Origin of the sequence: Vibrio genomosp. F10 str. ZF-129, assembly GCF_000287055.2 — a bacterium.
Lineage (GTDB): Bacteria > Pseudomonadota > Gammaproteobacteria > Enterobacterales > Vibrionaceae > Vibrio.
In genome coordinates this window covers 1-21,689 of record NZ_AJYQ02000125.1, presented here as the reverse complement: position 1 = coordinate 21,689, position 21,689 = coordinate 1, and the positions used below count along the sequence as shown (strand labels likewise).

20 protein-coding genes and 1 pseudogene are annotated in these 21,689 nt (G+C 42.7%); 13 read left to right on the top strand and 8 right to left on the bottom strand.

What is annotated here, in order from left to right:
• Nucleotides 1-141 precede the first annotated feature (141 nt).
• Nucleotides 142-834: a hypothetical protein gene (locus tag A1QO_RS16645; protein ID WP_017041555.1), complete on the bottom strand. Its 693-nt coding sequence runs from the start codon at nucleotides 832-834 to the stop codon at nucleotides 142-144.
• A 340-nt stretch (nucleotides 835-1,174) separates the two neighbouring features.
• Between A1QO_RS16645 and A1QO_RS16640 the strand changes: the two genes are divergently transcribed.
• From A1QO_RS16640 to A1QO_RS16600, 9 genes are all read left to right on the top strand, one after another.
• Entirely contained in the window at nucleotides 1,175-2,284 is a 1,110-nt protein-coding gene (locus tag A1QO_RS16640) for an ABC transporter substrate-binding protein (RefSeq protein ID WP_017041554.1), read from the top strand.
• Nucleotides 2,284-3,348 carry a FecCD family ABC transporter permease gene (locus A1QO_RS16635; protein WP_017041553.1) on the top strand — a complete coding sequence of 355 codons (1,065 nt, stop codon included), beginning with the start codon at nucleotides 2,284-2,286 and terminating at the stop codon, nucleotides 3,346-3,348. Before A1QO_RS16640 ends, A1QO_RS16635 begins: the two co-directional genes overlap by 1 nt.
• On the top strand, nucleotides 3,348-4,133 hold the full coding sequence (locus tag A1QO_RS16630; RefSeq protein ID WP_017041552.1) for an ABC transporter ATP-binding protein: 786 nt from the start codon (nucleotides 3,348-3,350) through the stop codon (nucleotides 4,131-4,133). Before A1QO_RS16635 ends, A1QO_RS16630 begins: the two co-directional genes overlap by 1 nt.
• Nucleotides 4,134-4,235: 102 nt before the next feature.
• Complete coding sequence (locus A1QO_RS16625; protein WP_017039298.1) at nucleotides 4,236-5,015, top strand: nicotianamine synthase family protein; 780 nt, start codon at nucleotides 4,236-4,238, stop codon at nucleotides 5,013-5,015.
• A 1-nt stretch (nucleotide 5,016) separates the two neighbouring features.
• The gene (locus A1QO_RS16620) at nucleotides 5,017-6,522 is read left to right on the top strand and encodes an opine metallophore biosynthesis dehydrogenase (protein ID WP_017041551.1); all 1,506 of its coding nucleotides are present in this window, start codon (nucleotides 5,017-5,019) and stop codon (nucleotides 6,520-6,522) included.
• Nucleotides 6,515-7,393, top strand: coding sequence for a DMT family transporter (locus A1QO_RS16615; protein WP_017041550.1), 879 nt, complete (start codon nucleotides 6,515-6,517; stop codon nucleotides 7,391-7,393). The genes A1QO_RS16620 and A1QO_RS16615 overlap by 8 nt, the downstream gene beginning before the upstream one ends.
• Before the next feature lie 130 nt (nucleotides 7,394-7,523).
• A complete protein-coding gene (locus A1QO_RS16610) occupies nucleotides 7,524-8,096 on the top strand; it encodes a type II secretion system protein (RefSeq protein ID WP_431354864.1) in 573 nt (190 codons plus the stop codon).
• A gap of 375 nt (nucleotides 8,097-8,471) precedes the next feature.
• Nucleotides 8,472-10,016: a methyl-accepting chemotaxis protein gene (locus A1QO_RS16605; RefSeq protein ID WP_017041548.1), complete on the top strand. Its 1,545-nt coding sequence runs from the start codon at nucleotides 8,472-8,474 to the stop codon at nucleotides 10,014-10,016.
• A 163-nt stretch (nucleotides 10,017-10,179) separates the two neighbouring features.
• Nucleotides 10,180-11,478 (top strand): MFS transporter, encoded by a 1,299-nt coding sequence (locus tag A1QO_RS16600; protein ID WP_017037254.1) that lies wholly within the window; start codon nucleotides 10,180-10,182, stop codon nucleotides 11,476-11,478.
• Nucleotides 11,479-11,823: 345 nt separating this feature from the next.
• On the opposite strand, the gene A1QO_RS16595 is transcribed toward A1QO_RS16600, so the two are convergent.
• A complete protein-coding gene (locus A1QO_RS16595) occupies nucleotides 11,824-12,735 on the bottom strand; it encodes a LysR family transcriptional regulator (protein WP_017041547.1) in 912 nt (303 codons plus the stop codon).
• Between the two features lie 144 nt (nucleotides 12,736-12,879).
• Here A1QO_RS16595 and A1QO_RS16590 point away from each other — a divergent pair, with 144 nt between their 5' ends.
• The 3 genes from A1QO_RS16590 to A1QO_RS16580 all read left to right on the top strand — a co-directional run bounded on the left by A1QO_RS16590 (nucleotide 12,880) and on the right by A1QO_RS16580 (nucleotide 15,166).
• Nucleotides 12,880-13,332 (top strand): DoxX family protein, encoded by a 453-nt coding sequence (locus A1QO_RS16590; protein ID WP_017041546.1) that lies wholly within the window; start codon nucleotides 12,880-12,882, stop codon nucleotides 13,330-13,332.
• An 89-nt stretch (nucleotides 13,333-13,421) separates the two neighbouring features.
• A complete protein-coding gene (locus A1QO_RS16585; protein WP_017037257.1) occupies nucleotides 13,422-14,375 on the top strand; it encodes a glutathione S-transferase family protein in 954 nt (317 codons plus the stop codon).
• Complete coding sequence (locus tag A1QO_RS16580; protein WP_017033935.1) at nucleotides 14,372-15,166, top strand: DODA-type extradiol aromatic ring-opening family dioxygenase; 795 nt, start codon at nucleotides 14,372-14,374, stop codon at nucleotides 15,164-15,166. The genes A1QO_RS16585 and A1QO_RS16580 overlap by 4 nt, the downstream gene beginning before the upstream one ends.
• Nucleotides 15,167-15,491: 325 nt before the next feature.
• Here A1QO_RS16580 and A1QO_RS16575 read toward each other — a convergent pair whose 3' ends face one another.
• Together A1QO_RS16575 and A1QO_RS16570 are read right to left on the bottom strand one after the other, a co-directional pair.
• Nucleotides 15,492-16,100, bottom strand: a complete 609-nt coding sequence (locus A1QO_RS16575; RefSeq protein ID WP_017041545.1) for a class I SAM-dependent methyltransferase — start codon at nucleotides 16,098-16,100, stop codon at nucleotides 15,492-15,494.
• 26 nt (nucleotides 16,101-16,126) lie between these two features.
• Entirely contained in the window at nucleotides 16,127-16,744 is a 618-nt protein-coding gene (locus A1QO_RS16570; RefSeq protein ID WP_017041544.1) for a hypothetical protein, read from the bottom strand.
• A 180-nt stretch (nucleotides 16,745-16,924) separates the two neighbouring features.
• Between A1QO_RS16570 and A1QO_RS16565 the strand changes: the two genes are divergently transcribed.
• Complete coding sequence (locus A1QO_RS16565) at nucleotides 16,925-17,749, top strand: helix-turn-helix domain-containing protein (protein WP_017041543.1); 825 nt, start codon at nucleotides 16,925-16,927, stop codon at nucleotides 17,747-17,749.
• A gap of 239 nt (nucleotides 17,750-17,988) precedes the next feature.
• On the opposite strand, the gene A1QO_RS16560 is transcribed toward A1QO_RS16565, so the two are convergent.
• The 4 genes and pseudogenes from A1QO_RS16560 to A1QO_RS20135 form a co-directional block, all read right to left on the bottom strand.
• On the bottom strand, nucleotides 17,989-18,348 hold the full coding sequence (locus A1QO_RS16560) for a VOC family protein (RefSeq protein ID WP_017041542.1): 360 nt from the start codon (nucleotides 18,346-18,348) through the stop codon (nucleotides 17,989-17,991).
• Between the two features lie 64 nt (nucleotides 18,349-18,412).
• Nucleotides 18,413-19,114 (bottom strand): helix-turn-helix transcriptional regulator, encoded by a 702-nt coding sequence (locus A1QO_RS16555; RefSeq protein WP_017041541.1) that lies wholly within the window; start codon nucleotides 19,112-19,114, stop codon nucleotides 18,413-18,415.
• 418 nt (nucleotides 19,115-19,532) lie between these two features.
• A complete protein-coding gene (locus A1QO_RS16550; protein ID WP_017037474.1) occupies nucleotides 19,533-20,924 on the bottom strand; it encodes an HD-GYP domain-containing protein in 1,392 nt (463 codons plus the stop codon).
• A 307-nt stretch (nucleotides 20,925-21,231) separates the two neighbouring features.
• Nucleotides 21,232-21,390, bottom strand: a pseudogene (locus A1QO_RS20135) (IS3 family transposase); the annotation flags it as partial.
• Nucleotides 21,391-21,689 lie beyond the last annotated feature (299 nt).

Genomic DNA, 21,689 nt, shown 5'->3' with positions numbered 1-21,689 from the left:
AAGGAGAGCCAAAAGAAGAAATACAAACAAGCTTAGTACCTGTTTAAAAGATTTAATAGTGAGCATATAAACCGACCTTGATACGCCAAGTGCGATAAACCATTCGTGACAAAAACGGTTAAATTCATATGCCCATTTACCTTACCAGAGAATAGACGCTTTCAGTTCGGCAACATCAAGTGGTTCGGTTAGTGGCGTCACAATATTCAAGTAAGCCATTTTGCCTTCGAGGGTTTTGGGCGCTGGTGAAACACCACGATACGACAATATTTGTGTGGCATCGGTATTCATACTGATAGAAACTTCATCCATAAAAAACCACATTCCAATGGACCCAGGGCCAACTTTGAACAGCAATGCGTTGTTGGTTTGTTTTTCAAGATAGATTTTAAATGGCGCTAATTTTTTTGCCTTGATGATGGGGCCGACACATGAGATCGATTGACCTTGTTTTAGCTCCTCTAAGTGGGCGCGAATAAATTCGCCAAACAGTTCGGGCAAACAGACCTTTTGATCAACTCGACTGTCTTCCCATAATAACTGATTTTGCAGATTAAACGCCTGCACTGACGCGCCATCAATCACAATTTCGCCTCGCTGCTTTTCATGACCTGTCTTGACCACGAGTGAAAATTGTTCACGGTTCCACTGCGATTTTGCCGCATATAACGTCGTGCCAGCTTGGGCTATTTCTAAAGACTGACTGTTTATCGTAGACGAAGCGCTCATAGTAATTGACTCATTCGCCAATCCACTAGAACTAACACCTGAACTTAAAGCCAATAAAATAGCTAGGTTAATGACCTGTAAATACGATTTTTTTGTTGGTTGCATAACATCTCCTTTTTACTTGAGCTTACGCAAAATCATTGAGCAGTAATTGAACATTTACGCCAATAAAAGAGGCTTAGTCATCTATACTGCATCTGATCGGGATTGAACCCTCAACGATTAAAACCACTACAATTAAACTCAAATAATTCTCTCATTCTCTACAGCCACCCAATAAATAGAGAATTCTATCAAGACGACGTCCGCTTTTTACGAATGGGCTTCAAACTCTAGAGTAACGACAAAATAACATTTGATATTAATTCTCATTTGGGTTAATTTTCGCGCTATCGTTATGTTATAACATATCATTATTTATTTTAATCAATTGTAGAGAAAAACGATGAAAGGATTGAGCAAATTACTCTTATCCATGGCAATGGCGTGTGGCGTTATCGCGACACCTGTTCAAGCGGATATTGAATTCAAAGACGTAATGGGTAGAGACATCATTTTAGAAAAACCGGCTGAACGGGTGTTTCTTGGTTTTTATTTTGAGGACTTTCTTGCCATAGCTGGGCCGGATGCCTACACCAAGGTGGCGATTTTCCCTAAGGCTTCTTGGAAAGATTATCGTCAATCCCAGTGGACAACGTACACAAAAATCATACCTGAGTTAAATACAATCGAAGATTCTGGTTCCATTTATACCGGAACGTTTAATCTTGAAAAATTGCTCACCGTTAAACCAGATGTCGCAATATTGGCGGCTTGGCAATATAAATCCCTAGGGGAAAAAGTCGATTTATTAGAAAGCACGGGGATCAAAGTGGTCGTGATTGATTTCAATGCTCAAACCGTCGAGAAGCATTTAGCCAGCACTCGCGTGATCGGCAAAGTCATGGGCACAAACGGCAGAGCAGAGAAAATAGCCAGTGAATATGAATCGACGGTTATCGATGTTCAACACCGCGTTACTGACTATTTGACAAAAAATCCAGCTCGCCGAGTGTATGTGGAAATTGGTACCGGTGGTGCCGATGAATATGGTAAAAGCTACTCCACCTCGATGTGGGGAAAATTGCTCGATCTTGCTGGGGCAAAAAATATTGCAACGGGTAAGTTTGAAGGCTCTGCCCATCTAACGCCTGAATACGTCCTAAGCCAAAATCCAGAAGTGATCTTTGTCTCTGGTGCTCACTGGTCTAAATATGATGACAGCGCATTACTTGGATTCGGCACAACTGAAGAGCAAGCCCAAGCCCGTTATGCGCCTTACTTGAAGCGTCAAGGTTGGGATCAACTCAGTGCGATAAAGAACAACGATTTTTATGGGATGTATCACTCTGGTACGCGTACTATTTATGACCATGTGTTCTTACAGTATCTCGCTAAATCTATTTACCCTGAAGCTTTTAAAGACATTGATCCAAAGAAAACTCACCAAGCCTTTTTTGAGCAATTCATGCCTCAAAAACTCGACGGTACTTTCATGATTAAGGTTGATGGCTAATGAAAACGGTAGTTGACACCTCTATTTCAGAGATCTCTCCATCTAGCGGCATTTATGCAGCACTAAATCGATCGCGATTGCGCTTTATTTGGTTGACGACAGTTGCATTGTGCTTGGTGGTCATTGCTGACCTTGGTATTGGATCTTCATGGATGGGTGTCAGCGATATAATGAATACCATATGGCTTGGGCCTAATGGAGACTCTCTTCACTCCACCATTATTTGGCAGTTAAGGCTGCCATTAACGCTGACATGTTTGGTGGTTGGCGCTTCCTTAGGCCTTGCTGGAGGGTTAATGCAAACCTTGTTGGCAAATCCGTTAGCAAGCCCATACACCTTAGGCGTTTCGGCGGCAGCGGGGTTTGGAGCGGCGGTAGCGATGTTGTCTGGTCTCACTATTTTTGGGCACGCGTGGCTAGGCGTTCCAGTGTCTGCCTTTATTGCTTCTGCACTCTCTAGTTTCACCATTTTCTCAATCGGCAAAGGGCGGAACATGGACGCAAAAGTGCTGATCCTTGCGGGTATCGTCGTGCTGTTTTTCTTTCAAGCATTGCAATCTCTGGTTCAGTACATGGCCTCACCAGAAGTCTTGCAGCAGATTGTTTTTTGGCTGTTTGGCAGTTTGTTAAAAGCCAGTTGGACGTCCGCCTGGGTAGCCGGTGTCATTTTAGTCTTTTCACTTGTGTATGTTGCGCCACAAATATGGGCATTGACGGCTTTGTCGACGGGAGATGAACGCGCTCAAAGCCTAGGAGTTAGAACCGATAAACTCAGGCTACGCATGTTTCTTCTTTGTTCAATGTTAACGGCTGGTGCGGTGTCTTTTGTCGGAACAATCGGGTTTGTTGGATTGGTGGCTCCGCATCTGTCACGCATGTTGGTGGGGGAAGATCAGCGATTTTACTTACCCATGGCCACCATGATGGGCGCACTTGTCTTAACCCTTGCCTCACTCGTATCAAAATTAGTCGTACCTGGAACGATCATTCCTATTGGCATTGTCACATCGCTAGTGGGCGTACCGTTTCTTCTCTATTTGCTGGTCAGTAAAAGGTTTACATAATGAATTATCTTTGTGTTGAACAACTTTGCGTTTCGTTAGGTGGAAAACCTATTCTTAGTGACCTATCTGCCAAGTTTCAAGGTGGGCAATTCACCGCTGTTTTAGGCCCCAATGGCACCGGAAAAACGACTTTGTTGAAGGCCATATTGGGCACCATTCCTTATCACGGTGCTGTGTTGAGTCGAAGTGGCTCAGAGCCGATCCCTATCCGTCGTTTTTCTTATTTATGTCAATTGAACAAATCTCCTAGCCAACTCTCGGTGATTGAAATGGTGCTGCTGGGATTGGTGAACCAACTGACATGGAAGATTAGTGAACAGCAACAATTACTTGCCGAAAACATGCTGAAATCCTTAGGTATTTTACCCATTGCGACACGGCGATTCAGTGCACTTAGCGGGGGTCAGCAACAAATGGTGGCGATGGCACAAGCACTGATATCGAAACCCAAAATACTGTTGCTCGATGAACCCACCAGCGCGTTGGATTTACGCCACCAGGTTCAAGTGTTAGACCTGGCTAAGCAATACACCCGTGACAGTGGCGCTGTGACTGTAGCGGTATTGCATGATTTATCGTTGGCAGCACGCTACAGCGACCAACTTCTATTGCTTAATGAAGGCAACGTGGTCGCATCCGGTGAGCCTAAAGACGTACTCAAACCGGATTTACTTGAACACGTTTACCAGGTTGAAGTGGATGTAGGGTGTTGCAACCAAGGCCATTGGCATGTCACGCCGACTCGCCCCACTCGCTCCTATAGTCAATACCTAGCGGCTGTTTAGACTGATGTTTTTATAAATCTAGATTAAGTGATCGCTTATTTAATCTGTTGATCAATTAGATAATCGATTAAATACAAAATCGAGAAATGAGAAACACAACTTATGCCGACAGAGAAATATCAACTTCTGAGTGAGATGGCCGTTTTTGAAGCACGGCTTGCAGCCTTGTCTCGATATAGCTTGGAAAATTGCCATTGTTTCGTACTCGTTCAGGACGGTTTAGATCAACTGTGTGATTTTATCCGCGACCCTAATCATCAAGCTATATGGCAACGTCATTTACTCTGTGGTGAAGTAGATAGACAGCTAAAAAGATTAAGAGAAACAGCGATTCATGCTTTATGTCTGTTGGAAAGGCATCAATCAGCGTGTGCAAAGCAACATACTTTGGATGTAACTCAATACCTAAACAGGCTGAGTGTCAGCGCATCAACAGAGTTGCAAGAAGCGAGAATTTCTCTAGATTCCAAGGTGCTGTTCATCGGTTCAGGCTCTTATCCACTCTCTGCTTTTACTATTGCGCAATTGACGGGGGCAGATGTGCTGGGGGTCGATATTGATGAAAAAGCAGTAAAACTTGCCTCGGATCTTGGCTACACAAGCCAAAAGGTTTCGTTTACTCACGACACACTCAAGGATGTGTTACAGCGTTATACACCCACTCATGTGATCATAGCGTCGCTGGTTGAACATAAATGGGAAGTCTTAGCACAGCTTCGCCCACTCATTTCCGACAGCACCTGTATTTTGGTGCGCTTCGGTAATGGCATAAAATCGGCATTCAATTACCCATTTAACCCCAATTTATCGATGGGTTGGCGTAGCACTTCACTGGACAATAAGCAGGCGGTGTACGATGTGATCATGATGGAGAAATGCTGACATGCCTCATATCAATTCGACAACTCAAGGTACTCTCCCTAAAACTCGAAGTCATCCAGAAAAGCAACCAATGAACGATGTACTCGGTAATACGCTACTGATCGGTGCTGGCCCAGCAGCAATTCAAGTGGCTGTGATACTTTCACGAGGTTGGACACGGCAACTCGGTATTGCGAGTCGATGCTCTGATCATTGGTTCGAATTCCTACAGCAATACAAAAAATGTGGTCAAGTCTCTGTAAGCCCAGCCAAAACAGCATTAGCATCGCTGGCTGGTGTCGCGCATTTTGATCGATGTTATGAGCAATTAACACAGATTAACAATCAGTGGGATACCATAGTGCTTTGTGTTCCAGCTGATGCGTACCAGGAGGTATTGAAGCGCGTTCCATTGCAACAACTCGATAACGTTAGACGCGTGATACTTCTGTCTTCCTCATTTGGCTCGCACTTAGTTGTGAAACATCAATTTGAATATGCCAATCGTGATGTTGAGATATTGAGCCTCTCGACTTACTTTGCGGCGACCAAAAACATGGCTTGGGATAATAAGAGTTCAGCACTCGAAGATGCCAGTAAAAAACAGGCAATCAGTCGCGTGAGTGTCACAACCAAAGCGCGTAAGAAACGCATCTATTTATCGACCTATAATTCGCCCGTATACAATATGTCCACTAGCAATTCGGTTACATATGACTGCACTGCATTATCGAATAAATCGCGCGCAGTAAGCTCCTTAGTGGATATGCTAAATTCAGTCGATATTGAAGTGGTGACTTTAGCTGATTGTTTTAGTGTCGAGGCAAGAAGCATTACGGCTTATGTCCACCCTCCACTGTTTGTTAACGCATTTTCTTTAGCGCAAATATTGGAAAAAGACGGATCGCCAAAGTACATGTATAAGCTTTTTCCTGAAGGCCCCATTACCCCAACCGTCATGAAGGAAATGGTGCAATTGTGGAAAGACATTTCAAGCATCGTTAAAAAACTCAATGCCGAGCCCATCAACTTACTCAAGTTTCTAAACGATGATAACTACCCTGTTTTAGCGCAAAGCATTCCACGCTGTGACATTGAAAATTTCAGCCATTATACAACCACTAAGCAAGAATATTTGCTCTACGTGCGTTATGCCTCTATTTTGATCGATCCTTTTTCTGATCCTGACGAAGCTGGGCACTATTTTGATTTTTCAGCCGTGCCGTTTACCAAGGCATCTTATCAAAACCATCGTCTTACCTTGCCCCGAGTGCCCGTCGAAGACATGAGGGCTATGTATGTTTTCTATTTCCTGAGCAAGGCGTTACAGCTTCCTGTTGTTGCGGTTTCACAGTTTATCGTTCGGTTTGAACAATGGTATGAACTGCACTGCCAGCAACCAATACATTCCCAAAATAACGATCTGATCGGCAATTTAAGGCAATCCTCTCAGCAGGTTGTCGACATTATTTTACGGTCACTCGATCACAAACTTTACCCAATAAAAATAAGAAATCATAATGAATAAAGGTGTTTTGTTGGCGATTGCATCCGCACTCGTTTTTAGTGCGATGAACGCACTGGTTAAAGCGGCAAGCTTAACGATTCCAAGTGCAGAAATTGTTTTCTTTCGCAGTATTATTGGTACCTGTTTGGTGCTTTTTTTGATGTTCCAGGCACGAGTTACATTTTCAAACCAAGGAGTGCCACTGTTAGTGCTTCGGGGTGTATTTGGCGCGTTATATCTGCTTGCCTTTGTGTATACCATTGCGCATATTCCGTTGGCTGATGCGGCTATTCTGGCTTATTTATCCCCCTTTTTTGTGATTGTGCTTTCTAACCTTGTGCTCGGCGAACGCTTACCGACCAAAGCCAAGTTATTATTACCCATGATTTTAGTGGGCGTTGCGCTGGTGATTGACCCGTTTGGATTCAGTGCATTTAATATTTATGCTCTCGCTGGTATTGCGAGCGCGATATTTGCAGCAGGAGCCTCAATAACCATTAAACAGCTCAGCAAAAACCACCATACGTATGAAATTATATTCTACTTTTTGGCGACCGCGACCGTAATATCAGCCGTGTTAATGAAAGATACGTTTGTCATGCCACAAGGCATCACATGGTTGTACTTGGTTGCGATTGGTGTGGTTTCGTTACTTGGGCAAATATTTTTAACCAAGGCCTTTACGCATGAAAATGCTGGGGTTGTTGCTGTGACGCGCTACATCGGACTCGCATTTAATATTTTATGGGGTGTCATTTTTTGGAACGAAATCCCTGATTGGTTAACCGCCTTAGGGGGAACGGTTATTGTTATTTCTTGCGTTCTACTGTCGTGGCCCAGCAAGGATCGGAAGCAAACGAACAAGGTCGCACAACCAGAGAATGCCGCATAACGCAAGAATGTATTGATCACCTCATTCAGCCGCTTCATCAATCAAATTTATACATTGCGCGTGATCTATATATGAATGCATGTTAAAACGTGACAGCTTTAATAAAATATATTTAGTTACCGAGAACGTGATGAAAAAGAGTGGTTTTACATTAATTGAATTAGTGGCTGTTATTGTCATTCTTGGTGTGCTCGCTGTCGTTGCTGCGCCTCGATTTTTAAACTTGCAAGAGTCTGCCAGAGTATCGGTACTTGAAGGTGTGGCTGGTGCTATGGAAGGAGTGATCACTCAGGTTAATGCCAAAGCGGCGATTGCTGGATTAACGCCTAGTAACTCAAACCCCACGGCGGGCTCTAGTAGTAATGCACAAGGTGATTATGTTATTGATTTTGGTATCGGTACAGTCGAAGTTGACTGGGCCACACTGTGTCCGGAGAGTGTCGGTGAGTCAGGGGGTAAGCTTACCATGCTCGACTTTCTAACATTAGGAACCACTGATGATTTTACTACCGCAATTGGTAATCGCCACACTGTCGTTGGTTTTGAGCACAATTTCTCTGACCAAGACCTAGGCAGCAACAATATTGAGGTTCTTCCCGAAGGTTGCTACGTCATTTATGACTCATTTGGGGGGAGATCAGGCGGGACCTGTCCGGCTGAAGGTTGTGAGTGTACCGTGAGAATTGAAAATACTGGCTGTTAGAATCTCTCTCGAAACACATAAAGAGCAAACTAATGTAAAGCGTTATTGCTTCTTTGACTGTGCGCTCTCTTTAATTTGACAAACCGTTCCATCTATATAGAAAGGCGAGCCATTGTGGCTCGTCTTTCTGTTGTTTACAGTCGTTGAGACTACAGAAGTTCTACCGACTGTTGAGCGATCACAATTTCTTCATTGGTAGACAATCCATTTGTATTGCTTGTGTGAGGGCGTGTTAGAACTATCCAACTAAAAACAGATTCAGCGTCTTTAATTATCGTACCGCCCAACCAATTCCCTCTAAATGAACTAAAATATTAGCGTTAGTGGATGTATCTAAAGAATAACGAAACTATTTAGGCTAGGTAGGATAATAATATGGGAAGACGAAACCAAGATACTATCGACGACGAGGTCGACTTTGCATCTTCAGAAGAGCTTGTTTCAACAACAGACCCCAGAGGGGTGATTACCTACGCTAATGACGCGTTTTGCTCAATTTCGGGATACTCACGTGACGAGTTAATCGGCAAAAACCATAATATGGTTCGACACCCAGATATGCCCAAAGAGGCTTTTTTTGATCTTTGGCAACACCTTAAACAAGGGCAGCCCTGGCGAGGCGCAGTAAAAAACCGATGTAAAGATGGCCGCTACTATTGGGTAGATGCTTTTGTTACTCCTATCTACAGCAACGGAGAAATCACGGGTTATCAGTCCGTGAGAAGAACCTTAGACACTAAGTATAAAAGTGCTGCGACTAAGATGTACAAAAGAGTTAAGCAAGGAAAGCCTATTCGTTCGAAGTCGGTTGACCTATTTGAAAAATACAAATTGTTGTTATTTTTGGTGTGCGGTATACCCATTATATATTTAACGTCTTATTCTTACCTATTCGCTATCTTATTGCTTCTTATGCCACTTCTTCTGTTCAGAGACGAAATATTCAGAATGGCTCGTTATACTAAAGAACAACAAGATAAATACGATAGTGTCTCAAGATACGTCTACTCTGGCGATAAACCTAACAGTGTATGCGACTTCCATGTAAAACTACTGGAAGGTCAAATCCGAACAATTATCGGGCGTGTTATCGACTCTAGCCACATACTTGCGGATGGCTCAACATCGCTTAACAATACCGTCACTCAATTAAAAAACTCGACAGAACAAGGTGTCGGGGAGCTATTGCAAATTTCAACCGCATCGGAAGAGATGACTCAAACAATCGATGAAGTTGCACAGAATACCGTGAGTTCAAGTCACAAAATGGAACAAGCTCATCGTGACTGTGAAGCGGCTACAAAGGCAATGCGACACACGATGGACGAAGTCAATGCGTTAGCAAAAGAAGTCGAAGAATCAGCGACGTCAGCCATTGGACTCTCCACCGAAGTAGAAAAGATCAGCGATATTATGCACGAAATCAAGGGAATATCGGAGCAGACCAACTTACTCGCTCTCAACGCAGCCATTGAAGCCGCAAGGGCAGGAGAACATGGCAGAGGTTTCGCTGTTGTCGCCGATGAAGTGCGGGCTTTATCAACTCGAACACAATCTGCAACCGAGCAGATACACACATCGGTATCTGAAATTCATACCACTCTCATTTCATGGTCAAAAAAAATGGAATCAGGGAAAGAAGCCGCTGAAACTTGTGCGGCCGAGGCCCAAGAAACAGAACTTCTCGTGGCAAAAGTTTACGATACTATTTCCGATATTTCAGACTTAACTATGCAAATATCCACGGCGACCGAACAGCAAAGTATGGTGTCACAAGAAGTGACCCGAAATATTTCGAATCTCCGAGATGCATCAACAAGTAACTTGGAGCAAACTGAGGGGGTCAATGATCAAGCCAGTGTGATCAACCGCCTGTCACATTCATTAGCATCACTTGCTTTATCGTTTCGAGTCAATTGAATTCGGCTCGTTTCTAATATTCAGTAGAGAGCTCAATGAATGACTGAGTTAGCCTCTCGTTGGTTCTCTATTTGTACGTTGTCAAAAATCTGGTTATGTACTTGAGCGTGTAAATGAACTTATGTCCCTTACTACCCGTATAGGTAACCTAAGGAGATCATAAATGAAACTTAATAGTACAACCCTCTATCAACGGCTCTCAAACGAAGAAGATGCTCGGGCATGCACTGGTATCTCTGACTTAGCTTGTAGTGAGGTGCCCGGTAATTTTTTTAAAATATTAATTGCTCAGCTAAGCACCAAGCTAGCAGATTCATTCACCAGCAGTAAAGTCGTGCTGCCTTGGCTCCTGACCTCCGCCGGAGCACCCGCTTTTTTCACCGCACTGTTAGTTCCCATTCGCGAGTCTGGCTCTCTGATTCCGCAACTAATATTGGGTGGAATCGTTCGTCAATTCCAGCACCGAAAACAATTTTATGTTATCGGATCGTTGTTACAGGGAGCGGCTGTTGCTTTAATGGCTATCTCGGCTCTTCAGCTCAACGGCGCTAGGCTTGGCTGGACGATTATCGTGTTACTGGTTATTTTCTCGCTTAGCCGCGGACTCTGCTCTATTGCCAACAAAGATGTACTAGGAAAAACGATTCCTAAAGCTCGACGCGGTCGATTGGGCGGTCTAAGCGCTAGCCTATCGGGCATCATTACCCTACTGGTCACTGGTAGCATGCTGGCTTTTCAGTATGGTTCAATTAATTTTGTGGTCACAATGCTGGTGATTGCCAGCCTATTCTGGGTGTTTGCCGCCATCAGTTTTGGGTTGATTGTTGAATATGAGGGCGCAACTGAAGGTGCAGGCAACGGATTTAAAGTAGCAATAAAGAACCTTAACCTTTTACGTAGCGATACTCAATTTCAACGCTTTGTAATGGTACGAGCACTGTTAATGAGTTCTGGTCTAGCGGCTCCATTTATTGTTTTACTGGCAACCCCACACACTGACCTTGGTGGCGTTCTGCTGTTTGTGATCTTAACAGGAATGGCCAACTTGATCAGTGGTTGGTTTTGGGGGTTGTTGGCGGATCGCAGCAGTCGCCATGTGATCTTGTTAACGGCGGCGCTCTCCATAAGTATTTTTCTGTGTACGGCTCTATTCCAGGTGACAATCGAATCGGCTTTGTCTTCGATGACTGTCTTAATTGTTTACCTTCTTATTTATTTTTTGCTCGCAATTACACACCAAGGAGTCCGTTTAGGGCGGAAGACTTATCTGATCGACATGGCAGACGGCAACCAAAGAACCGACTATGTGTCAGTGAGTAATACGGTCATTGGTATTCTTTTACTGGTATACGGAGCAATCAGCGCGGTCATTGCACAGTGGAATATAACGGCGGTACTCATCTTATTTTCAGTAAGTAGCTGCGCAGCCTTGCTCATTGCATTGAAACTCAAGGAGATTTAATCAAGCTTTGGTTAACAAAGAATAGGGCATTTTCGTGTACCCGCATGCCCTTCCAGCACACTTCTGGACATATCCTTTTAGTGATAATTCCAATTTAGCAAAATTTGAATTATCAAAAGTATGGAAAAGTCGCTTACGTGAATGTCCAGTATCACTGGTTCAGATCACTTCGTTAGTTGGCAAGGTATTAGTACAGCACACATATTACAGCTTCCTCGAACAAACTTTTGAACATTTATGAGTCAGTGATTCTGCTAAATTAGCATTTAAAGGATTAACTCAGGTATTGCAAATCTCTAGCTACGTGGCCAAGTTCACTTAGCCACTACAGGAGCCGTTCAAGTCTTAAAAAACATCATCCCAATACGGTAAATCACCATAATAGTTACTGAGAAACTCGATAAAAACACTCAACTTAGTCGCAATCAGCTTACGGTGCGGATACACCGCATATAGCGCCATGGGTTCTGGCTCAAACTCTTTTAGAATAACGTTAAGTTGGCCCTTCTTTACTGCGTCAGACACGATAAAGGTGGGTTGAAAAACATAGCCCTCTCCCGCTATAGCGGACTCAACGAGGATATCGCCGTTGTTGCAGGAAATACCGGAACTCTCCTCTTTTGACGAGCGCTTCAGCGCATTCATAAGTGGGGACTCGGATTGACTGTAATCCATGTAGCTGTAGCTTAGCAGATGCTCTGGAATAAGCTGTTCCGGATGCTCTGGCGTTCCATGCCGTTCAAGATAGTCTGGGGAAGCACACAGAACCAACCGAACCGGAGCAACACGCTTTGCAATTAAGGATGAGCTTTTTAATTGCCCGATCCGTAACGCTAAATCAAAGCCCTCCTCAACCACATCGACTTTCCGATCGTTGAGTTGCAAATCGATACCCACAGCCGGATTGAGCTGCTTAAAATCCCGAATAAGTGAAGCGAGATGCTTGGTAGCAAAAGTCACCGGAGCACTGATACGCAGTAAACCTTGCGCCTCATTCTTTAACTGCCCCATGCTCCCTTCCATGTCTTGAATACTTTCCAAAATGTGCTGAACGTGTTGCACACATCGCTCGCCCGCTTCTGTAAGGTGTACTTTTCTCGTCGTGCGGTTAAGCAGGCGTACCCCGAGTTGTTCCTCCAAATGAGATACGTACTTACTGACCAACTGATTTGACGTTCCCAGTTTCTCTGCTGCCTTGGTAAAACTGCCTTCTCTAGAGACAGTGAGAAACGCCTTCATGGTGTCAATCCTATCCATTAAACAAATCCTTTTAATAAGTCAATTACCAACAATACATTGGAAATCATTCAATGATAATGCCATTTATCATCTAAAGGAGAAGGATTAATCTTATTCCCAAGTTAAGACTTACTTGAATAAATCAACTCTGAGGGAAATACCATGAACAAGCACATTTTTAACAAAGTAATTCAATCCAATGCTGGCTTTGCGGCACTAGTACTGAGAGTTCCGGTAGGAATCATTTTGGCTGCACATGGTGCGCAAAAGCTGTTTGGCTGGTTTGGTGGCTATGGACTTGAAGGCACTGGCCAATGGATGGCAAGCATTGGGCTAGCACCCGGTTACCTAATGGCATTGATGGCTGGCAGTGCAGAATTCTTCGGAGGTTTAGCCTTGATATTTGGCCTTTTGACTCGCCCAGCAGCACTGGTCAATGCACTTGCCATGTTAGTGGCAATCTTCAGCGTTCACATCAGCCATGGCTTATTTATCAGCAATAACGGTTACGAGTTTGCTTTGGCGTTATTCGCTGCCACTTTAGCGCTAGCCATTCAAGGTGGCGGAAAGTTTGCCATTGATAACCGCTTACTTGGTGCAACCAAAACCGCTTAATAAAAGCTATTGGACTCGAAACAAATTAGACAAACAACAGACGCCCATGGCGTACGCTCGCAGGGGGCTCTTCGAAAAAAGGAAAGATTATGTTGGTAAATGGTAAGTGGGAACGCAAGTGGGATCCCGTTCAAGAGAAAGACAGTGAAGGCCGCTTCATCCGCCAAAGCAGCGCATTTACAAATCGCATTGACGATGCACAGTCAGCAGTCGATAAAGGTTTGCGACTCTATGCTGCTTACATTTGTCCTTGGGCAACACGCACATTAATTGCTCGCTCGTTGTTTAACTTAGAAGATGTAATTGACGTAAAAATCTTAGACCCAGTACTAACAGATTTCGGTTGGCAATTTGGGGGTGAATCTGATTCAACGGTAGGCTCTACAGAGAGTGGCATTGAGGGAGTGCAATACGCTCTCCATCTCTATACGATGACTGATGACCAATACACTGGTCGAGCGACTGTGCCTGTACTTTGGGATTGTGGTGATAACAAAATCATCAACAACGAGTCTGCTGATATTCTTCATATTTTGAACGAAGACTTACGACCGATTCATAATTCAAACATCAATTTGTACCCGACTGAGTTGCAGTCACAAATTGAAGAGTTTAATGGCAGTATCTACGACAGCTTAAACAATGGCGTGTATCGCGCAGGATTCGCTTCCAGCCAGAAAGCTTACGACGAAGCCATGGTTGATATTTTCGCTCGCTTAGAAGAACTGGAAACACATTTTGCGAATAACGATTTTGCCGTTGGCAACCAACTAACCGAAAGCGACATTCGGTTATTCGTTACCTTGATCCGATTTGATGTGGCCTACCATGGCCTATTTAAAACTAACATCAAAGCCATCTCTGACTACCCTGCGTTGTCAGCGTATTTGGACCGCTTATTACAAATCGAAGCCTTTGCGAAAAACACTCGTGTCGATCATATTAAAGCGGGCTATTACTCGGTAACTGCGCTAAATCCATCTGGCATAATTCCTCAGGGGCCGTACTTGGATTGGTTTAAATATTTACCGGAGGGAGTATGAAACTAGCACCTCTGATGTTCGTTGGTCACGGTTCTCCGATGTTTGCGTTAGGCGCAAGCATCGAGGCTCAACAACAGGCGACCGATAATTTAACCCATCAAGTAGCTAAATTTGATGATGTGGAAGCTATATTAGTGATATCACCACATTGGGTTGCCCGCGGTAATGTCGTTATCACCAACGACCAACCAGAAACCATTCACGACTTTGGTGGCTTTCCACCTGAATTGTACGAGTTGAACTATCCTGCTGTGGGCTCACACATTGTTGGTAATAAAGTCATCGACTTATTAACCAACAATGGTTTCGAAACCAAGGCGGACAATTACCGAGGCTGGGATCACGGTGTTTGGGTACCGCTGTGTCACTTGCGCCCAAATGCAGACAAGCCAATAGTGCAATTGTCGCTGAATGTTGATCTGTCACCAGATGAACTAGAAAAGCTCGGTAATACCTTGAAACAATTGCGTAAGCAGAATATTGCGGTTATCTGCTCAGGTAGCCTGACGCACAATTTATATGACATTCGAATGAGTCACGAGCCCGTCGCAGATTATGCAAACAAATTCCAAAATTGGGCACGGAAAATCGCTCTTGAAGGCAATTTAGCGGAGGCAAAACAGCCTCACGTTAAGTCTGTTCACTATACGAAGTCACACCCTACCTCTGAGCATTATTTGCCGTTAGTTATTGCTATGGGAGCAAAAGATGACGCTGATAATCTTACGGTGTTGGAAAGTCCAATCTTGCATCACTCCATTTCAATGGAGAGTTATGTTTGGTCTCAGTGAGCAATAACATTACTTTAGTTTAGAAAAACAGCATCAACCAAGATAAGTATAAACTGCAAGGCTAAGAATGGGGCAGGAATGAGTTGAACCAGGAAGAATTCCTTCCTAGTTGCCAGTAGGCAAAGTGCAATCCGTCAGTTTAGTACCAAATGTCTAGCTCCGTGATCACACGAGTCAAACCTCAGGTCTATGAAGCCTCTGGACAATTCCGTGTTACGACGAGATAGAAAGCCTTCTATTTCAGATAACTTTTTCTATTCCAAATCACGCGAGTCGCCTACAAATAGCTGACAAATCTCATTAACCCACTACAGAACAATCACTACTACGACTGAAATACTTTGCGTGCGAGAATAGCAAGAGAATCCCCATCTTCGAATTCGCTAAAAACCTTTGATTCAACAACGTTAAACTCCTGCCCCATTGCTTCTTTCATCTTGGCTAAACTTCTCGGATGAAACAATAGACCATGAGTTGTTTCAGGTGCTTGAATTTTTTGCCAGACTAGATGGAAAACGAAACCTCCAGGTAAAAGCAGCTCAGCTTGACGGCGGAAAGATTGGCGCAATTCGGTATCACTTAAATGATGCATTACTTTATTGGAATATACTGCATTATACCTAGCTTCTGTTTCAATTTTTACAGCATCAAGTATTAAGCTAAGTACATCTGGTAGCCGTTTATTGAGAATATTCACGAAAGCTGGTGAATAATCAGAGCCTGTAACTCGAAATTTCTGAGCGAGAATTTCAAGATCATTACCAGGCCCCGAGCCTAACTCTAAAACAGAATCCTCAGGAGAAAGAACCTTTGAGAGCATATGCAATTGCTCAGCAGCATTATATCCATCACACATTTCAGTATATGCCTTCGCATTGTTAACATCGTGATAATAATTCATGCAGACCCCGTCGTTTAAATCATTGTAACTCATATAATTTCCTACAATTTTCTGTATTACTAACTTACTCTTTTAAACAAATATGCAAATGGTGATTTTGTGTATGGGATCGCACGACCAGATGCTAATATATTTTCTCGTGTCATGATTTCAGGCCTCTTGGGCTTCATATAATCCTTAAGATTTTCGTCGTTGACCTCATACATTCCATTGTCTCGAAGAACGACAGCAATCAACTTAAATCTTGGGTCTAAAGCCGCTAAAGCTGCATCTCCGTGGCTAGCGTTAACAAGTAAGATTCCACCTATTCTTAAAAGCTCTCCGCACGGTTCTGAAATAAAGCCTGCATAAAGAGATATTAGTAAGTCGAATTCAACTTCGTTTAACTCCAGTGAGCGATAGTCACCATGGATAAACTGTATATTTGGGTCTGAGTTCCCTTTATGCTCGAAAACTATCTGTTTAACAGTGCATTCATCAGCAAAAAAATTTGAAGCACGTTTATCAAGATCCACATATGTGACATCGTTAAAAACGAATGATGGTGAAATGTCCACATAACTACCAGGATAGAGTACTTTTCGAGGAGTCATAAAAGCACCGATCGCCTTAAACAGCTCCCAGCGATCACCTTTGTGCTTATCCTGCTCCTCCCACAAAGCTAAAGTCTTAGTCATTATTTCTTTCCTCTAGTTCTGTAAGCCAAAAATATTACGACCTGAATCTCTTTTTATTGTTTAAGCTACTAGGATTGTGTGTGGTTAATATATACAAAGACCCTGCGTTGTTTGAGTGCACAGATTGAGATAGTATCGGCTGATATTAAGATCTTGTAAAAGAACTGTAGGTTGTTATCCATGCTTCCAAAAACACCATTGCCACCCTGCTATGTAATCCACGAGCAAGGCGTAAACAGTGAAAGCTCAACCGTGTCAGTAAATCCAGACTATGGTTTGCTCTTTACTACAAAAGGCTCATTTAAAATGGAGCAAAGCTACACTACTCAATCTGTTACTGGCAGCATTACGATTGTCCCCTACGGAGTACCATATCGTTCTGTCGCGGGTTGTAATTTAGACTATTGGCTACTTGGTTTCTCTGCTGAAAGCTATAGTTTGAACGAAATGCAAGAGATAATGCGCCCCTTCGCAGAGGTTCGTTCAGGAGGTGCTCCTGTGGCTCATTTAGATGTTCCAGCTCAACAACGTATAACTTCTTGGTTTGAAGCCTTAAAACAAGAAACCAATATTGAAACAACGATGAGTAATGATGTTCAACGGAGCCTGATTGTATTGATATTAGCAGAAGTCGTTCGTGCGACGACTGTAATAGACAATAAGATCACAAAGTCGCCATTAGTCGGAAAGGCATTACACTATATTCAAAAATACAGTCTTACTCCTATATCCTTAAGTGACGTTGCGTCTGCTGTGGGTCGCACATCTCCCCATGTCGCATCAGTTGTAAAGTCAGAAACAGGTTTTACGGTCGGTATGTGGATCACTTCAGCGCGCCTAGCCAAAGCAGCGCAGCTTCTACAGTACTCAAATATGTCGGTTGAACAGATTACTACGAAAATTGGGTGGCAAGACACAACTCATTTCATCAGGCAGTTCAAAACGTTCTATGGCACAACACCTTCAAAATGGCGTAATAAGCTAAGAGACAAAAGTGAGCATTGAACATGAGTTGTATACTTCATTTAAATAACAAGGAGGTTCGTCTTCAATGACCTTGATTCTTTGTAGCATAAGAAAAGTAGGTCAAACGTCAGGTTAGCGAAGAGTTCCCTGAATGCTTCGTAACTTGTTTCGGGGCACTTTTGAGCTAGAAAGTGCCACGGGTAAAAATTCGACCTATGAAGGTTCTGGACTTAGATGAACCAGCAATGATGCTGGCTTTTAAGAAAAACAAGGTAATGTTAAGCAAATACTCGCAATCGATGCCCATCAAGGTCTAACGCAACAAAATTGATACCATATACAGACTCTTCGCGCTCTTGAGCAAAATTCACTCCTTGCTCTTTCCACTTTTCAAATAAGCTATCTAACTCGGTGCTGTTAATTGCAGGGACAGAAAGTTCAGTCCCGCCACCTCTAACTAAACTACTTGGCGTAAGTGTATCAGTTTGTTTTAGAGTGATTTTTACGTTTTCAGCAAACTCGACTACCGCAAAGGTTGGCGATAAAAGCTTAGGTTCACACTCAAAGACTTTCTTATAAAAGGTCATACTGAGTTGGATGTTTTCAACATAAAGAACAATAGAATCAATAGTTAACATAGTTGTAAATCTTCATTTTAAAAATGGATGAACTAAGTGTAACCACAAGTACTGACAGTTTTTGTCAGTAACGAAAGCGCTTGTGTTCGATGCCCTCCAGAGCTTCCCATTCAGTTAGTAAAGCATGACGAGAACGCTCGTATTTAGACTCAAGTTGTAAAAATGATTGAATTCTATCAAGTCTAAAATTACGGTAATCGTTCCGTGTTTCGCACCATGCAACCAAGATATTGTGTTGCTCAAACATACCTATAAGTATTGGCCACACAACCCTCTTGCTGATAGCACCTTTAGCGTCTTCGTAAAGCATTTCTGCTTTATGCTCTTTTTTTATCGTTGCTTTTAACTCAGCCAGCTTAACCATCACCTTTGGTGCTTTGAGAATTGAAGCAACTCTGATGACGCTCTCAGTATGCTTAGCTTCATGATCAGAAGGCAACACAGCTGAAATCTTAGCAAGTGCATCAATGGCAGCTTCGTTAAATTCTCCGTTTGCTTGCTTTACCACCCATTCAACTCCTAACTTAAGGGCTTCAAGCTCTTCTAAGCTAAACATCATCGGTGGCAAATCGAAGCTCGGTTTTAAAATGTAACCAAGCCCAGCTTCCCCCTCGACCTCTGCGCCTTGCGATTGCAAAGTTGCTATATCTCGATAGATTGTTCTTACACTAACGTCTAGCTTATTTGCTAGATCCTCAGCTGAGACTGGATATTTATAGCGTCGAAGAAGTTGGAGTAAATCTAGAAGGCGTTGACTTCGTGACATAGCAAGAATCCATAAAATAAAGAACAGGTATAATGCACTAAAAGCGAATCAACTGATCGTTCAAGAAAAATATGAGTGGACGACGTAAATGATTTAATTGAGTTAAATAGTTCACTTCCTTGACTCTTGAAGCACGGAATGGGGCAAAAGTGTTTTAGCTTACCTGCCCCCGTCTGACTAGATACAGCCAAAAATCGATCAGACTTTATTGGAACTGATCAGACTTTATTGGAACTGATCAAACTTTATTGTCCTCCGACATGAATCCCTTGGGCAGTTTGTTTGGTAAGTTGCGTGAGAAAGGATTTGTTCTGCTTTAATCAAACAGGAAACTGCAAGGTGTAGGAGTGATCGGAACGGCGAGTTGCGAAACCTATTGTCTTTTTAGGGGCTACAACGATTACCTACAAACCGATGGCTAAACAGTAGAATCAGGAGTTATCAGTCCTTCTGGCAATTTATCCAACGCACGCTTCAATGCATCAAAGCATTCAGGATCAATCGCAGTATTTAAATTTTCAGACATTATATCCAATGTTTTTGGTACTGGTACTGCTCCGCGGTAAGGTCGTTCTGCTGTAATCGCATCAAAAATATCAGCGGTAGTGATAATTCGGGTCGACAGTCCAATGCATTCTGCACTTAGTTTGTTGGGATATCCAGTGCCATCAAGCTTTTCATGATGGCTGCCTGCCATATTGGATAGGTTTTTAAAGGGGGTTATCTGCGATAATATATCTTTAGTAAATTGAGCATGCTGTTGAACTGATAACCATTCATCGTCATCTAATTTTCCAGGTTTATCGAGTATCGTATTGCTCACACCTAACTTCCCAACATCGTGCAATAAAGCTGCACGCCTAAGCCATTTCCGTTCTTCTTCTGATATCCCCATTTCGATAGCAATAAGGTCAGTAAATAAGGCCACTCTCTCGCTATGGCCAGATGTGAAAGGGCTTTTACTGTCGATAATTTTTCCAAACGCAAAAACGATACTATCAAGGTAGTCATCATCAATGAGTATGCTGGCTTTTGCTGGCGCTAATTCCATAACTTTATCAATGATATTTGATGAAGTTAAGACCGTGCAGAATTCGTTATCCTTTCCTATTTCGTTTATCGCAGAAACTAAAGTTGGATCAAACCAGCTTCCACTTCTTTCGTTTGCCTCGTTTAGCGCGGTTTCGAAATTATGTTCAAATTGAAAAACGTCAATAACTTGTGCGAGTAACGCAATACGAGAGTTTAATGGAATATTTTGTTGGGCGAGGTTTTCTGGCCGACCATTACCATCCCAATGTTCATCTAAAGAATGAACCCCTAATGCGACGTTTTCATTAAACCTTAATTCTCTCGCAATATCGGCACCTCTAGAACAGCGAGTTTCTATCAACTCTTGAGCGTAAGAATCTCCATTTTTTAAGATATCTATCGTCTTAGTGATGCGAGTTAACCAGTTTTCATTTTTCCCGGTATTGCGAATAACAAAGTTAATGACACTTGATAGACTTGTTCCTACCGTCTTAAAATTACGTTTAAACTCCTGATCGTCAGTGAGATAGAGTTCGCAAATACGGGCTGCATTGCTACTACAGCCCGTATCTTTTAATAACAGGGTAAAATACAGATCATGAAGTTCGCTTTCTGATAAACCGATTTTCTCACCTATGTGCATACCTATCCAGCAGCAACGAATGCAATGTTCCGGTGGTTGTCCTTCCGTCATATCCAAAGCTGTTGTCAATGATAGCATTAGCTCAGACAACAGAATGTAATTAGACTCAGGTATTAATGGCGGTATTTCGTTCATTTAACTTCCTATGATCAGTGTAGGTATTTGGACTGTAATACCATAACTTTGTTTTAATGTACCAATTTCACGCAATAGAATAATAAACATTAAATGCCGTTTAATAATCTCCGAAATCAACTGCAAAGTGCGACACTCGTTAATATCAAACCACCAATACTAGTTCTTTAAATAAAACCGTTAGTCGATTGAAGTATAAACATTTTTTTCGGTCGATAATTTATCCGCGATAAAGCGAATTCAACATCGTTGTCTGTTACCGCTGTAAGGTCGGTTCTGATCTGCTCCAGTCAGACTGGACAACGTATTAAGCGACATATTGTTTTTCAAAGTTAACTGGGCTTAGATACCCAAGAGCACTGTGCCTTCTTGTTCGATTATAATCAACTTCGATGTACTCAAAGAGTGCTTGACGCATCTCTTCTCGCGTCATTATCGACTCGTATTGGATAGCTTCTACTTTCATTTTAACATTTTCCTGAAGTCATCAAGATCCGAAGGAGTCTTAATTGACTTAGCGGCTTCGCGAGCGAAGGCTTCTAAAGCTTTCTTATCCATATTGCTTATCCTTAGCCATGATTGGCTTAATTATAAGCAGATACACAATTTAAATTACAGGCTCAATAGACTCTCACTAATTAGAATCGCTTGGTGATCACACACCTAGTAGGTCATCCCCTCTAAATCACTCCTGGACAGAAATCATTTAGACTATTTACTTAAATCGGAAGTCACCGGATTAGTTCAGGTATCTAAAACTCCAAG

Excerpts from the sequence above, each read along its gene's own strand:
- A1QO_RS16620 (WP_017041551.1), top strand. The coding sequence starts at position 5,017 with ATGCCTCATATCAATTCGACAACTCAAGGTACTCTCCCTAAAACTCGA.
- A1QO_RS16585 (WP_017037257.1), top strand. The coding sequence starts at position 13,422 with ATGTTGGTAAATGGTAAGTGGGAACGCAAGTGGGATCCCGTTCAAGAG.
- A1QO_RS16635 (WP_017041553.1), top strand. The coding sequence starts at position 2,284 with ATGAAAACGGTAGTTGACACCTCTATTTCAGAGATCTCTCCATCTAGC.
- A1QO_RS16645 (WP_017041555.1), bottom strand. The coding sequence starts at position 834 with ATGCAACCAACAAAAAAATCGTATTTACAGGTCATTAACCTAGCTATT.
- A1QO_RS16615 (WP_017041550.1), top strand. The coding sequence starts at position 6,515 with ATGAATAAAGGTGTTTTGTTGGCGATTGCATCCGCACTCGTTTTTAGT.
- A1QO_RS16570 (WP_017041544.1), bottom strand. The coding sequence starts at position 16,744 with ATGACTAAGACTTTAGCTTTGTGGGAGGAGCAGGATAAGCACAAAGGT.
- A1QO_RS16640 (WP_017041554.1), top strand. The coding sequence starts at position 1,175 with ATGAAAGGATTGAGCAAATTACTCTTATCCATGGCAATGGCGTGTGGC.
- A1QO_RS16590 (WP_017041546.1), top strand. The coding sequence starts at position 12,880 with ATGAACAAGCACATTTTTAACAAAGTAATTCAATCCAATGCTGGCTTT.
- A1QO_RS16630 (WP_017041552.1), top strand. The coding sequence starts at position 3,348 with ATGAATTATCTTTGTGTTGAACAACTTTGCGTTTCGTTAGGTGGAAAA.
- A1QO_RS16595 (WP_017041547.1), bottom strand. The coding sequence starts at position 12,735 with ATGGATAGGATTGACACCATGAAGGCGTTTCTCACTGTCTCTAGAGAA.
- A1QO_RS16550 (WP_017037474.1), bottom strand. The coding sequence starts at position 20,924 with ATGAACGAAATACCGCCATTAATACCTGAGTCTAATTACATTCTGTTG.
- A1QO_RS16555 (WP_017041541.1), bottom strand. The coding sequence starts at position 19,114 with ATGTCACGAAGTCAACGCCTTCTAGATTTACTCCAACTTCTTCGACGC.
- A1QO_RS16575 (WP_017041545.1), bottom strand. The coding sequence starts at position 16,100 with ATGAGTTACAATGATTTAAACGACGGGGTCTGCATGAATTATTATCAC.
- A1QO_RS16610 (WP_431354864.1), top strand. The coding sequence starts at position 7,524 with ATGAAAAAGAGTGGTTTTACATTAATTGAATTAGTGGCTGTTATTGTC.
- A1QO_RS16560 (WP_017041542.1), bottom strand. The coding sequence starts at position 18,348 with ATGTTAACTATTGATTCTATTGTTCTTTATGTTGAAAACATCCAACTC.
- A1QO_RS16625 (WP_017039298.1), top strand. The coding sequence starts at position 4,236 with ATGCCGACAGAGAAATATCAACTTCTGAGTGAGATGGCCGTTTTTGAA.
- A1QO_RS16605 (WP_017041548.1), top strand. The coding sequence starts at position 8,472 with ATGGGAAGACGAAACCAAGATACTATCGACGACGAGGTCGACTTTGCA.
- A1QO_RS16580 (WP_017033935.1), top strand. The coding sequence starts at position 14,372 with ATGAAACTAGCACCTCTGATGTTCGTTGGTCACGGTTCTCCGATGTTT.
- A1QO_RS16600 (WP_017037254.1), top strand. The coding sequence starts at position 10,180 with ATGAAACTTAATAGTACAACCCTCTATCAACGGCTCTCAAACGAAGAA.
- A1QO_RS16565 (WP_017041543.1), top strand. The coding sequence starts at position 16,925 with ATGCTTCCAAAAACACCATTGCCACCCTGCTATGTAATCCACGAGCAA.